Source organism: Methylobacterium sp. ME121 (assembly GCF_000974725.1).
Classification (GTDB): domain Bacteria; phylum Pseudomonadota; class Alphaproteobacteria; order Rhizobiales; family Beijerinckiaceae; genus Methylobacterium; species Methylobacterium radiotolerans.
In genome coordinates this window covers 1-12,676 of the sequence record NZ_BBUX01000074.1, presented here as the reverse complement: position 1 = coordinate 12,676, position 12,676 = coordinate 1, and the positions used below count along the sequence as shown (strand labels likewise).

Genomic DNA, 12,676 nt, shown 5'->3' with positions numbered 1-12,676 from the left:
CTTGCGGTCGCTGCCTCGAAGGAAGCTTGGCACGGGGCGTTGTGGGAACATTTAAGAGCGAGGGTGCCGCCGCCTTTTCCACCGCGGCGCACAGGCCCCGATCCTCTTCCGGCAGGTCTCGCCGTCAGGCGGTCCGGGCTCCGGCGATCGTCCGCGGCGCGGGATCGCGGCGCTCCGCGCGGGCCTCGAAGGCCGCGGCGTAGCCGGAGACAACCTCGCTGCCCATGCGGTCCAGGGAGAAGCGCTGCCGGATCGAGGCGCTCAGGCCCTGGGTCCGCGCGGCCAGGGTCTCCGGTGCGGCGTCGAGAACGCGACGGATCCCCTCGGCGAGCGCCGCCGGGTCCCGCGACGGGACGAGGTCGCGGGCGGCCGCGCCGAAGATCTCCGGAATGCCGCCGACCCGGGTGGCGACCAGCGGCTGCGCCGCCGCGGCGGCCTCCAGCACGACGTAGGGCAGCGACTCCGCGAGCGACGGGACGACGAGGATCCGGCCGCGGGCCAGCACGGAGCGGATCGCCTGCGGCGGCTCGAACGCCACCGCGTCGGCGAGGCCGAGGCGGGCCACGGACTCCCGCAGGATCTCGGCGTCCGGCCCGGATCCGACCAGGAGCAGGCGCAGCGCCCGACCCTCGGCCCGCAGCCGGACCAGCGCCTCGAGCAGGTAGGGCAGCCCCTTGGCCTCCCGCAGCTCACCGACATAGAGCAGGTCGAAGGGCTCGGCGACGCGGTCGAGCGGCGCGAACTCGGCCTCGGCGATGCCGTTGTGCACGATCCGCGTCACCCGCTCGGGACCGCCGACGAAGCTCCGGTGGCGGCCCGCGACGTACTCGCTCTCGAACAGGAACGCGTCCGTGCGGCGGGCGAGCACCGCCTCGGCCCCCATGTAGAGGCGGTGCAGTGGGCTGCCCGGCCGGTAATTGTAGCTGCCCCCGTGCGGCGTGTAGGCCCGGATCGCCGGACCCGCCGCGGCGAGCCGGGCATAGGCGCCGCCCTTGGCCCCGTGTCCGTGCAGCACGTCCGCGCCGACCTCCGCGGCCCGCTGGGCGACGGCGCGCAGACAGGACCAGTCCGACGGGTGCGGATTCCGGCGCATCGGCAGCCGGACGAGGCCGAGATCCAGGCAGGGCATCAGGTCCGCCAGGGCGCCCGCGGCGCGGTCACCGCCGGTGCTGGAGTCGCAGACGAGGCCGACATGGTGTCCCGCGGCCGCCTGGAGGCGGGCGAGATCCATCACGTGCCGGAACAATCCGCCCACGGGCGCCCGGAACACGTGCAGGATCCGGTAACGGTGAGCGAGGCCAGAGTCGTTCGTCTTCGGGACCACGGTCCAGCTCCCGGGAATATCAGTCCCCGAGTTGTGGTGCACCCGCGGTCGCGGGAAACTTAAAGCAGGTCGCCCGCGCTCGACCTTTTCAGCGGAACGGTAACCGGAGTTTTACGCGCGACGTCGCAATCGATTGCGACGCTAGGTCATCGGCGAGCCGTTCAGGCTGGCCCAGATCGTCCCGTAATGGCAGGCCGTGGCGGCGAGGACGAAGCCGTGCCAGATCGCGTTCTGGAAGGGCAGGGTCCGCCAGACGTGGAACACGACGCCGATCGAGTAGAGCGCCCCGCCGATGCCGAGCAGCCACAGGGCCGTGGGCTGAAGCGCCGCGATCACCGATTCGTAGGCGAACAGCCCGCTCCAGCCGAGCATGAGGTAGAGCCCGATCGACAGGCGGTCGAATCGGCCCGGCAGGAAGAGCTTCACCGCGATCCCGATCAGCGCCACCAGCCAGATCATCGCCAAGAGGGCGTAGGCCCGCGGCCCCGATCCCACGAGGGCGACCAGCGGCGTGTAGGTCCCGGCGATCATCAGGTAGATCAGGGCGTGGTCGGCGCGGCGCAGGAGCCATTTGCGCGGGCTGACCGGATAGAGATTGTAGAGGGCTGAGACGCCGAGCATCAGGACGAGGGCCGTGGCGTAGACGACCACCGCCGCCCGCTCGCCGAGCCCGAGATGCGCCGTGACCGCGGTCGCCACCAGGGCCACAGCACCGGCGAAGCCGAGCAGCACGCCGAGACCGTGGATCACGCCATCCGCCATGATCTCCCGCGGCGTGTAGTGCCAGGTCAGGGAGAGCGGTCGACCATCCTCCGCGAGAGACATCTTGAAGCCTCCTGCAACGCGTGCAGCTTAAAGCTTGAGAAGTCTTGGTCGTTCCATGTGCAGATTGCTGATGGGGAGTTATCCCAAGGTTCCACTGAAAGCGGTAAAAGTCTCGTGCGGCGCAGCGAGACTGCTGCACCGCACGAAAGCCTAGATCCGGCCTCCGGCCAGACCCTCGAACCCCAGCGGCGGCTCGGCGGCGGCGGGCTCGACCAGGCCGAACCCGCGGCTGAGCCGGGCATGGACGATGGCCATCGTCAGCACCGCCATGGCGAGCACCTGATGCGCGAGCGCCGCCCAGAGGGGGACGGCGAGGAGAAGCGTCGCGATCCCCAGCGCCATCTGGGCGAGGACGAGGATCACGACGCCCGCGGCCCGCCCGGCCGCGCTCTTCGGGCCGGTGAGCCGGGCATCGACGGCGTGCAGAACCGCCACGACGAACACGAGGTAGGCCGTCACCCGATGGTCGAACTGAACGAGGGCGTGGTTGTCCACGAAGTTCTCGATCCACGGCCGGATCGCGAAGAGGCTGTCCAGCGGCGGGACGAGCTGGCCGTCCATGGTCGGCCAGGTGTTGTAGACGAGGCCGGCATGCGAGCCGGCGACGAGGCCGCCGAGGAAGATCTGCACCAGGACCAGGATCGGCAGCAGCAGGGCGGTAGCCCGCAGCCGTGCCGGGGCCGGCGCAAGGACGCCGCGGCGCTCGCCCGCGGCCAGCCAGACCAGGCCGGCCAGGATGAGGCTCGCGGTGGTGAGGTGCAGGGCGAGCTTGAGCGGCGCCACGGCCGTCATGCCGGGCTGAAGGCCCGAGGCGACCATGATCCAGCCGATGGCGCCCTGGAGGCCGCCGAGCAGGCCGAGGCCGAGCAGGCCGAGACCGAGCCGCCGGCTGATGCGGCCCTGCCACCAGAACAGGATCAGCGGCAGGAAGAACACGAGGCCGATCACGCGGCCGAGCAGGCGATGGCCCCATTCCCAGCCGTACAGCACCTTGAACGCCGACAATCCCATCCCCTGGTTGAGGATGTTGTATTGCGGCGTGTCCCTGTACTTGGCGAACTCGGCCGCCCAGTCGGCCTCGGTGAGCGGCGGGATCGCGCCCGTGACGGGGCGCCACTCGGTGATTGACAGGCCGGACCCGGTCAGCCGCGTCGCGCCGCCGACCGCCACCATGGCGACCACCAGGGCCGCGACCACGTAGAGCCAGGTCCGCACCGCCCCCGACCGCCGGTCGCCCGCGCCACTCATGTCCATGCACGTCCCTTCCGCGGATGCCAGGATGCGCCCGCCTGACCCGGGTTAGGGGATGTCCGAACGACCAGCAACGGCGCCGGCGCCGCAGCCCGCGTCAGCGGGCGCGTTGCCAACCGGATCCCGGAGCGGTAGCCGTCGCCTGTCCGCGCCCGCAGCGCCGGCCGCCAGGCCAGCGGCCCAGTCCGAAGGCGCGGCCCAGGAAGTCAACCATGCGCCGCCGCACCCGGACCCTGATCGGCACCCTCGCCATCCTGGTCTTCGTCTGCCTGTACGGCCCCCTGGCGATGACCCTGGCCGATAGCCGCATCTCCGAGACGCCGGCGGCGGTGCAGGCGGTGATCTACTCGATTCTCGGCATCGCGTGGATCTTCCCGCTGATGCCGCTGATCCGGTGGATGGAGCGGCCCGATCGCTGAGTCCAACCCTCGATTTTGCCGCACTCGGGGATCACAAGCCTGCCGTCCCCGCTCGAGACCCCTCCGTGCACCGCCCGACTCTCTGCCTCAAGCCGCTGGCTGCCCTCGTCGTGCTGCTCGCGCCCGTTCCGGCCCTGGCGCAGGGGACACCGCGCTCCATCGGCGAATGCGAGCGCCTCAAGAACGACCTCGCCTACAACCAGTGTCTCGCCATGTTCGGCCCAGCGGCCAAGAACGTCGCCGGCGGCTACGCCTCGGCCGACACGACGGTCGCCGCGGCGGCCACGCCCGCGGCCGCCATGGCCGAGCCGATCCCGCAGGTGGACGAGGCGGTCGAGGCCAGCACCGGCCGCCGGCGGCGCTACCGGTCCGTGCGCGGCCGGCAATACGCCTCGTTCTCGACCGGCTACCGCCACCGGCGTCGGCGCTAGGGCCGGCTCGCGCCGGTCGCGGCCCTAGCGGGCATCCGGCGCTTCGAGCGCCGCGAGGACCTGCGCGCCCGGCACCGAGCCGTCTCCGGGCCAGACGCCCCAATCGGCGACCTGATCCAGGGCGTCGGCGAGGCGACGCTTGTAGACGTGCCGCGGCACCTCCTCGGCGCCGAACTGCGTCAGGTGTTCGGTGACGAACTGAGTATCGGCGAGCCGGTAGCCCCCGGCGCGCAGGCGGGCCATCAGGTGGACGAGGGCGACCTTCGAGGCGTCGCGGACCTCGTGGAACATGCTCTCGCCGAAGAAGGCGGCCCCCAGCGAGACGCCGTAGAGGCCGCCGACGAGCCGGCCGTCGGCGCCCGCGTAGACCTCGACCGTGTGGACGTGGCCGATGTCGAACAGGGCACCGTAGAGTTCGCGGATCCGCCCGTTGATCCAGGTGCGCTCGCTGTCCCGGCGGGGCGCGGCGCAGCCGTCGATCACGCCGTCGAAATCGGTGTCGCAGCGGACCACGAACTGGTCGGACCGCACCGTCCGGGCGAGGCGCCGGGGAACGCGGAACGCGTCGAGGGGGAGAACGCCGCGCGCCTTGGGCTCGACCCAGTAGAGCGTGGGGTCGTCGGCATCCTCCGCCATCGGGAAGATGCCCGCCGCGTAGGCCTTCAGCAGGATCTCGGGGGTGATGTCCACGCGGGCGGTGTCGTGCATGCCGTGAATGTCGCGCGCGGCCGGCGCGAAGACCAGATCCCGCGCGCGCCGCTCTCGCCGCAGCCCCGCCCGGTTCCGGTCAGGCTTTCATGCCGCCGTCTTCCAGGAAATGCTCCAGCCAGTGGATGTCGTAAAGGCCGTTCTGCACGTCCGGGTTACGGACCAGGGTCCGGAACAGCGGCAGCGTCGTGTCGATCCCGTCGATGACGAACTCGTCCAGGGCCCGGCGCAGACGCATGAGGCACTCGTTGCGGGTCCGGCCGTGGACGATCAGCTTGCCGATGAGCGAATCGTAGTTCGGCGGGATGCGGTAGCCCTGGAACGCCGCCGAATCGACCCGGACGCCGAGGCCGCCGGGCGTGTGGTAGTGGGTGATCTCGCCGGGCGAGGGCCGGAAGGTCTCCGGGTGCTCGGCGTTGATCCGGCACTCGATGGCGTGGCCCTCGACCTTGATGTCCGCCTGGCTCACCGAGAGCGGGCCGCCCGAGGCGACCTGGATCTGCTCGATGACGAGGTCGATCCCGGTGATCATCTCGGTGACCGGATGCTCGACCTGGATACGGGTATTCATCTCGATGAAGTAGAACCGCCCGTCCTCGTAGAGGAACTCGATCGTGCCGGCGCCCAGATAGCCGAGCTCCTTCATCGCGTTGGCGCAGATGCCGCCGATCTCGGCGCGCATCGACTCGTTGAGCGCCGGCGAGCCGCCTTCCTCCCAGACCTTCTGGTGGCGGCGCTGGAGGGAGCAGTCGCGCTCGGCGAGGTGCACGGCACCGCCGCGGCCGTCGCCGAGCACCTGGACCTCGATGTGGCGCGGCTTCTCCAGGTACTTCTCGAGATAGACCGCGTCGTCCCCGAAGGCGGCCTTCGCCTCGGACTTGGCCATGCCGATCGCCTGCTCCAGCTCGGCCTCGGAACGCGCCACCTTCATGCCGCGGCCGCCGCCGCCCGCCGCCGCCTTGACGAGGACGGGGTAGCCGATCTCGGCGGCCACGCGCTTGGCGGTGTCGGCGTCCTCGACCCCGCCCTCGGAGCCCGGCACGCAGGGGATGCCGAGCTTCAGCGCCGTGCGCTTCGCCTCGATCTTGTCGCCCATGGTGCGGATGTGCTGCGCCTTGGGGCCGATGAAGCCGATCTGGTGGTGGGCCAGCACCTCGGCGAAGCGGGCATTCTCCGACAGGAAGCCGTAGCCGGGATGCACGGCATCGGCGCCGGTGATCTCGCAGGCCGCGATGATCGACGGGATGTTGAGGTAGCTGTCGCGGGCGGCCGGCGGCCCGATGCAGACGCTCTCGTCGGCGAGGCGCACGTGCATGGCGTCGGCGTCGGCTGTGGAGTGGACCGCCACGGTGGCGATCCCGAGCTCCTTCGCCGCCCGCAGGATGCGCAGGGCGATCTCGCCGCGGTTCGCGATCAGGATCTTGTCGAACATCGGACCCGTTAGGGCGTCCTGGCGATCCCGGACCGCGCAGGATGCTCTATCCTCTCGTGTTGCGGCGTCGTCCGGGACTGGGCGGCGAGCGCCCGGCGGACGTCCTAGGTGATGACGAGCAGGGCCTCGCCGAACTCGACCGGCTGACCGTCCTCGACGAAGATGGCGCTGATCGTGCCGGCGCGGGGGGCCACGATCTCGTTGAAGGTCTTCATCGCCTCGATCAGCAGCAGCTTGTCGCCGACCTCGACCTTCGAGCCGACGTCCACGAACGCCTTGGCGTCGGGCGAGGGCCGGAGATAGGCGGTCCCGACCATCGGCGAGGGCACGGTGCCGGGCTGCGCGCGGGCCGGCTCGGCCGGGGCGAGGGGGGACGAGGCGGCGGGCGCCGCCGGCGGCGCGGCGACGGCCGCGAGCGGGGCCGGCGCCGCGACCTGCACGCTCACGGGTTCGAGCCGCCGCGCGACGCGGATGCGCAGGTCGCCCTTCTCGACCTCGATCTCGGACAGGCCGGTCTCGGTGACGAGGTTGGCGAGCTCGCGCACGAGCTCGGGATCGATGGCGTCGTTCTTTGGCATCCGGCCTACTTCGTCTCGCGGCACATCGGTGCGTCCATCCGGGCTCGGCCCTGGACCCCCACCGCGGCCCTGCGGCTGGCGGCTCTTAGACGAAGGCGCCCCGGCGCGACAAGGCTGCGCGGAACGCCTTCGGGGTCCCTCGGTCCGTTCCGTCAGCTCAGCAGGAGGCGTGGCCGCACTGGCGCACGTCGGCGATGGTCTTGCGCATCGGCTCGACGCCGACGGCACCCGGGATCACCTCGTCGCCGATGATGAAGGCGGGCGTGCCCGAGAGGCCCAGGCGGTCGCCCAGACCGCGGTTCTCGCTGAGCGCGGCCTTCACCTCGGGGGAGGCCATGTCCTTCTGCAGCTTGGCGGTGTCCACGCCCATGTCCTTGGCGACCTGGATCGCCCGGGCGCCGTTCACGCGGCCCTTGGTCTCCAGCAGCTTCTGGTGGAACTCGAACAGCTTGTCGCCCTTGAGCTGCTGGCGCACCGCGACGGCGACTTGGCTGGCCTCCAGCGATTCCGGGCCGAGCACCGGGAAGTCCTTGATGACGACCCGCAGCTTCGGGTCGGACTTGATCAGCGCCTGGACGTCGCCCAGCGCCTTGCGGCAGTAGCCGCAATTGTAGTCGAAGAATTCGACCAGCGTGACGTCGCCCGTCGGGTTGCCGGCGACGACGTCGTGGGGCCCATTGATGAGGGCCTCGCGCGATTCCTTGAGGGCGGCGGCCTGGGCGAGGCGCTGCGTCTCGGCCTGCTGCTTCTCGGCCTCGGCGAGGGCCTCCTGAAGCACCTCGGGATGCTTGATCAGGTAGTCCTTGACGATCGCCTCGATGCCGGCGCGCTGCGCGTCCGTGAACGGCGCGGCGGGGGGCGTCGCGGTCTGAGCGAGAGCGGGGACGGCGACGAGGCCGAGCGCCAGGACCAGCGCGGGCAGGGGGCGGATGAAGGGCATAGATCCTCGCTTGCGCGGCGGGGCGGCCCGCGCGTGGCGCGAGCGGTAGGGGCTGGGTTAGGCGTTTTCGCGGCGTCCGGTCAAATCCCGCGGTGGCCGCGGCGCGCGGTGCGGCAGCGCTCGCCGCGGCCACCGCTCCGCCTGCCGAGCCGAGGGGCCGCCTCCGCGGATCGACGGCCCCGCCGTCGCGGGGGCGCGCGGCCGAACCCGGCTCCGGCTTGAGGCAGGGGCCGCGAGCGTCTAACCCCCGCGGCGCCAGCTTCGTCCGGCGCAGAGCAGACCCCATGATCCCGATCTCCCGGCGCGCCGCCGCCGTCCAGCCGTTCCTCGCGATGGATGTCATGGCGGCCGCCGCCGCCAAGGCGCGGGCGGGCAGCGACGTGGTGCGGATGGAGGTCGGCCAGCCGTCGGCGCCGGCGCCCCGAGCCGTGATCGCGGCCGCACAGGCTGCGCTCGCCAGCGGCCGCGTCCCCTACACCGAGGCCCTGGGCCTGCCGTCCCTGCGGGCCCGCATCGCCCGGGACTACGCGGAGCGGCACGGCGTCGCGGTGAGCCCGGAGCGGGTGGTGATCACCACCGGATCCTCGGCGGGCTTTGTGCTCGCCTTCATGAGCCTGTTCGATTCCGGCGCCCGGGTCGCCGTCCCTCAGCCGGGCTATCCGGCCTATCGCAGCATCCTGGCCGCCCTCGACCTCGTGCCGGCGCCGATGGTGCTGCGCGCCGAGGACCGCTTCGCGCCGACCGCGGCTTTGCTGCGCGAGACCCACGCCCGCGCGCCGGTCGCCGGGGCGCTGGTGATGAGCCCGGCCAACCCGTCCGGCACGGTGATCACGGAGGGCGCCCTGCAGGATCTCTGCGCGGCGGCGCGCGGCCTCGGCCTGCCGCTGATCTCCGACGAGATCTATTACGGCCTCAGCTACGGCGAGCCCACCGTCACGGCGCTGCGCTTCGACCCCGACGCCGTCGTGATCAACTCGTTCTCGAAGTACCACTGCATGACCGGCTGGCGCGTCGGCTGGATGGTCGTGCCGGAGGCGCTGGTCCGCCCGATCGAGCGGCTGGCGCAGAACCTCTACATCTCGGCGCCCTACCTGTCGCAGGTCGGCGCGCTGGCGGCCTTCGACGCGACGGACGAGCTGGACGCCGTTCGCGACGGCTACGCGCGCAACCGCGCGATCCTGCTGGACGCCCTGCCGGGCCTCGGCCTCGGCCGCGTGCACCCGGCAGACGGCGCCTTCTACCTCTACGCGGACGTCTCGAACCTCACCAACGACGCCGCGGATTTCTGCCGGCGCATGCTCGACGAGGCGCACGTCGCGTCGACGCCCGGCCTCGACTTCGACCCGGACGTGGGCAACCACCACGTCCGCTTCTCCTTCGCGGGCTCGGAGGCCGAGTGCCGCGAGGCGGTGGCGCGGCTGAAGGCGTGGCTGCGCTGACCGGTCAGGCCGCCGGCACGAGCGCGCCGACCGCCTCGACCAGCTCCGAGAAGTGCTCGATCACCCGGTCGGGGCCGAGTTCGGCGACCGGCCGGTCGGTGTAACCGAAGGTGACCGCCACCACCGGGATGCCGGCGGCCTTGGCGGTGTCGATGTCGGTCCGGGAATCGCCCACCATGACGGCGCGGGCCGGGTCACCGGCGGCGCGGGCGATGGTGCCCGTCAGGTGGCGGGGATCGGGCTTGGCTTGCGGGAAGGTGTCCCGGCCGCAGATCGCCGCGAAGCGGTGGCCGATCCCGAGGAGGCGCAGCAGCTCGACCGACTGTCCCTCGTACTTGTTGGTGCAGACCGCGAGCCGGAAGCCGGCCGCCTCGAGGGCGTCGAGCGCCTCGACGACGCCCGGGAAGAGGTGGGACGTGTCGGCGAGATGCGCGCCGTAATGGGCGATGAAGGCGTCGAAGAGCCGGTCGTGGTCCTCCAGCGACAGCGGTCGCCCCTCGGCCTCGAAGCCGCGCCGGATCAGCGCCCGGGCACCGGCGCCGATCAGCCCGCGCGCCTGCGAGAGGGGCAGTTCGGCCAGCCCCTCGCGCTTCATCAGCACGTTCAGGGTGCCGATCAGGTCGCCCGCGGTCTCCGCGAGGGTCCCGTCCAGGTCGAACACGGCGATCGGGGGTTTGCGCGTCGGTTCGGTGGACATGCGGGACAGGCTCCGGGCTCGGCTGGATCTCGAACGGCGTCGCTATCGGGGTGGGGGAACCGGGGCAAGCCAGCCTTCGGTGTGCGGCGGGGCGCGGATCGTCTCACCGAGCGCCCCAGACTCGCCCGAAAGCGCGGACAAACGCAGCGCGTACCAGCCCCGGGACCCGCGATGAAACTCTCCCTGCCCTTCCTGCTGCCGCTCCTGGCCGCCTGCGCCGCGCTGCAAGCCCTGCCGGCGGCCGCGACCTCCTTCGAGTTCGTTCCCGCCCCGCAGACCGACCTGAACCGGATGTACCGGGTCGACAAGGTGACCGGCGAGGTGACCTCCTGCCAGTACGGGCTCCAGGAATCGGCGGGCGGCATCGGCCAGACGGTGTGCTTCGGGCCGGGGGAGGGCGCCGGGCCGCAGACCCCGTCGGAATACGGGCTGGTCGCGAGCCGGCACACCCGCGAGGCCGGCGTCTTCCGCGTGAACTACCGGACCGGCGAGATGAGCATCTGCTTCGTGCTGGTGAAGAAGGAGCAGGTCGTCTGCACCCAGCAGGGCAAGCCCGGCGCCGAGGGCGCGTCCGACACCCCGCTCACCGGTCCGGCCCCCGGTCGCGCCGGCGCCAGCGCCACCCCGACACAGGGCGGCCGCCCGTGACGCGGACGTGCGGGCGCGGGCGTTCCGGTCGGCCCGGTCCCGTGCTACGGGCCGCCCGACGCTCACGGAAAGACCGGCTGCCCATGACCCGCGCTCCCTCGCTCACCCTCGCCGACCGGGCGGTGTCCCGGTGAGCGGGCCGGACCTGCGGCGGGCCGCGGCCGCCCGCGCCCTCGACCTCGTCGAGCCGGGCATGCGGCTCGGCCTCGGCACGGGCTCCACGGCGGCGGCCTTCGTGGCGCTCCTCGGCGAGCGCGTCCGTGCCGGCCTCGACATCGTCGGCGTACCGACCTCCGAGGCCACGCGCACGCAGGCCGAGAGCCTGGGCATCCGCCTCGCGACCCTGGACGAGCAGCCCGAGCTCGACCTGACCATCGACGGCGCCGACGAGGTCGACGACCGGCTCCGCCTGATCAAGGGCGGCGGCGCGGCGCTCCTGCGCGAGAAGATCGTCGCCTGCGCGAGCCGCCGCATGGTGGTGATCGCCGACGCGGCCAAGCACGTGGCGCGGCTCGGCGCCTTCCCGCTCCCGGTCGAGGTCAATCCCTTCGGCCTCAAGGCCACGCACCGCGCCGTCGAGGCGGCGGTCGCGGGGGCCGGCTGCTCCGGTGACGTCCGGCTGCGCGCCCAGGCCGATGGCAAGCCCCTGGTCACGGACGGGGGCCATTACATCCTCGACGCGCGCCTCGGTGCGATTCCCGATCCGGAGGCCCTCGGCGCCGCCCTCTGGGCCGTGCCGGGCGTCGTCGAGCACGGCCTGTTCCTCGGCATCGCCGACGCCGCGATCCTGGCGGCGGCGCGGGACGGGCAGGCCGAGGTCACCGTTCTCGGCAGCCTCACCTGAGGCGCCGCCCTCCATCGCCGGCCATCCTCGCAAGAAAGTCCAGCATGTCCCGTCGTCCCACCGCCGTGCCAGGCCTCCTCAGCCTCGCGCTCGGCCTCGCGCTCCTGGCGCTCCCCCACGCGGCGGCCGCGCAGCCGCAGAAGGCCGCGCAGGCCAAGCCGGCGGCGCAGCCGGCCGCCGGCACCCCCGCGGCCAACAGCCCGGCCGCGGCCACCTACACGCCGGCCCACCTCGCGCTCGCCCGCGAGGTGATGCTCAGCTCCGGCATCGCCCGGTCGTTCGACTCGGTGCTGCCCGCCTTCGCCGACCAGATCCGGAAGCAGACGGTCACCCGCCCCGAGCTCTCCAAGGACCTCGAGGAGGTCCTGGCCTCGCTGCAGCCGGAGATGGAGCTGCAGAAGCAGCGCATGATCGACATCGCGGCGCGCACCTACGCGTCGAAGTTCTCCGAAGCCGAGCTGAAGGAGATCGCGACCTTCTTCCGCTCGCCCGCCGGCAAGCACTACGTGGAGGCGCAGCCGCAGCTCCTCGACGAGATGGTGCAGGAGATGCAGGACTGGACGCAGGACGTCTCGGAATACGTCATGGTTCGCGTCCGCGCCGAGATGGGCAAGCGCGGGCACCAGATGCAGTGAGGGCGGCCGCTCCTGCGGGCGGATCGCCGTGAGAGACCGTCCGTGAACGCGGCCGGCCGCATGTACGCGGCGGGCGGCGCGCTGCTCGCGGCCACGCCGCTCGCCATGGTGCTCGCCAACCGGTCGAGCCCGCTGGTCGTCGGCCTGGCGGCGCTCGCCTTCCTGGCCGGACGCTGGGCGGAGGACGCGTCCGCCCTGCGCGGCGCGCTGCTGTCCCCGCTGCGGACGCCGCTCGCCGGCGCGGCGCTCGCCTTCATGGCCTGGGCGCTGGTCTCCCTGGCCTGGAGCCCGTTCCCGGTCGTCTCCCTGCGGGTGCTGGGCGAGTTCCTCCCGACGCTGCTCGCCGCCTACCTGCTGGCCTGCCTGGCGCCCGGGCGGATCCCGGCCTTCGCGCCGCGGCTCGGCGCGATCGCGATCGGGCTGTCGGGACTCCTGATCGCGGCGGATCTCGCCGCCCGATCCTCGTCCGTGGAGCGGGCGCTCGGGCGCCGGGTCGCCGCCTTCC

The 12,676-nt window shown here is 72.4% G+C and carries 14 protein-coding genes and 1 pseudogene; 7 read left to right on the top strand and 8 right to left on the bottom strand.

Annotated features, from left to right (window positions below):
* Positions 1-124: 124 nt before the first annotated feature.
* The 3 genes from ME121_RS27835 to ME121_RS27825 form a co-directional block, all read right to left on the bottom strand.
* Complete coding sequence (locus tag ME121_RS27835; protein WP_012319664.1) at positions 125-1,324, bottom strand: glycosyltransferase family 4 protein; 1,200 nt, start codon at positions 1,322-1,324, stop codon at positions 125-127.
* 141 nt (positions 1,325-1,465) lie between these two features.
* Positions 1,466-2,149, bottom strand: a complete 684-nt coding sequence (trhA, locus tag ME121_RS27830) for a PAQR family membrane homeostasis protein TrhA (protein ID WP_012319663.1) — start codon at positions 2,147-2,149, stop codon at positions 1,466-1,468.
* Positions 2,150-2,299: 150 nt separating this feature from the next.
* The gene (locus ME121_RS27825; protein WP_408902663.1) at positions 2,300-3,427 is read right to left on the bottom strand and encodes a COX15/CtaA family protein; all 1,128 of its coding nucleotides are present in this window, start codon (positions 3,425-3,427) and stop codon (positions 2,300-2,302) included.
* 185 nt (positions 3,428-3,612) lie between these two features.
* On the opposite strand from ME121_RS27825, the gene ME121_RS27820 reads away from it, so the two are divergent.
* Both ME121_RS27820 and ME121_RS27815 read left to right on the top strand, forming a co-directional pair.
* Complete coding sequence (locus tag ME121_RS27820) at positions 3,613-3,819, top strand: DUF2842 domain-containing protein (protein WP_012319661.1); 207 nt, start codon at positions 3,613-3,615, stop codon at positions 3,817-3,819.
* Positions 3,820-3,884: 65 nt separating this feature from the next.
* On the top strand, positions 3,885-4,250 hold the full coding sequence (locus ME121_RS27815) for a hypothetical protein (protein WP_012319660.1): 366 nt from the start codon (positions 3,885-3,887) through the stop codon (positions 4,248-4,250).
* A gap of 24 nt (positions 4,251-4,274) precedes the next feature.
* Here ME121_RS27815 and aat read toward each other — a convergent pair whose 3' ends face one another.
* From aat to ME121_RS27795, 4 genes are all read right to left on the bottom strand, one after another.
* A complete protein-coding gene (gene aat / locus ME121_RS27810) occupies positions 4,275-4,958 on the bottom strand; it encodes a leucyl/phenylalanyl-tRNA--protein transferase (protein WP_012319659.1) in 684 nt (227 codons plus the stop codon).
* A gap of 79 nt (positions 4,959-5,037) precedes the next feature.
* Entirely contained in the window at positions 5,038-6,390 is a 1,353-nt protein-coding gene (gene accC / locus ME121_RS27805; RefSeq protein ID WP_012319658.1) for an acetyl-CoA carboxylase biotin carboxylase subunit, read from the bottom strand.
* A gap of 104 nt (positions 6,391-6,494) precedes the next feature.
* Positions 6,495-6,968 carry an acetyl-CoA carboxylase biotin carboxyl carrier protein gene (gene accB / locus ME121_RS27800; RefSeq protein ID WP_058606788.1) on the bottom strand — a complete coding sequence of 158 codons (474 nt, stop codon included), beginning with the start codon at positions 6,966-6,968 and terminating at the stop codon, positions 6,495-6,497.
* A gap of 157 nt (positions 6,969-7,125) precedes the next feature.
* Positions 7,126-7,908, bottom strand: a complete 783-nt coding sequence (locus tag ME121_RS27795) for a DsbA family protein (protein ID WP_012319656.1) — start codon at positions 7,906-7,908, stop codon at positions 7,126-7,128.
* A 284-nt stretch (positions 7,909-8,192) separates the two neighbouring features.
* Between ME121_RS27795 and ME121_RS27790 the strand changes: the two genes are divergently transcribed.
* Positions 8,193-9,347, top strand: a complete 1,155-nt coding sequence (locus ME121_RS27790) for a pyridoxal phosphate-dependent aminotransferase (protein WP_059409982.1) — start codon at positions 8,193-8,195, stop codon at positions 9,345-9,347.
* A 4-nt stretch (positions 9,348-9,351) separates the two neighbouring features.
* Here ME121_RS27790 and gph read toward each other — a convergent pair whose 3' ends face one another.
* Positions 9,352-10,044, bottom strand: coding sequence for a phosphoglycolate phosphatase (gene gph, locus ME121_RS27785; RefSeq protein WP_059409981.1), 693 nt, complete (start codon positions 10,042-10,044; stop codon positions 9,352-9,354).
* Positions 10,045-10,215: 171 nt separating this feature from the next.
* Between gph and ME121_RS27780 the strand changes: the two genes are divergently transcribed.
* The 4 genes and pseudogenes from ME121_RS27780 to ME121_RS27765 form a co-directional block, all read left to right on the top strand.
* A complete protein-coding gene (locus ME121_RS27780) occupies positions 10,216-10,692 on the top strand; it encodes a hypothetical protein (protein WP_012319653.1) in 477 nt (158 codons plus the stop codon).
* A 130-nt stretch (positions 10,693-10,822) separates the two neighbouring features.
* Positions 10,823-11,536: a ribose-5-phosphate isomerase RpiA gene (gene rpiA, locus ME121_RS27775; RefSeq protein WP_059409980.1), complete on the top strand. Its 714-nt coding sequence runs from the start codon at positions 10,823-10,825 to the stop codon at positions 11,534-11,536.
* Between the two features lie 44 nt (positions 11,537-11,580).
* On the top strand, positions 11,581-12,171 hold the full coding sequence (locus ME121_RS27770) for a DUF2059 domain-containing protein (protein WP_012319651.1): 591 nt from the start codon (positions 11,581-11,583) through the stop codon (positions 12,169-12,171).
* Between the two features lie 42 nt (positions 12,172-12,213).
* Positions 12,214-12,676, top strand: a pseudogene (locus ME121_RS27765) (O-antigen ligase family protein); the annotation flags it as partial.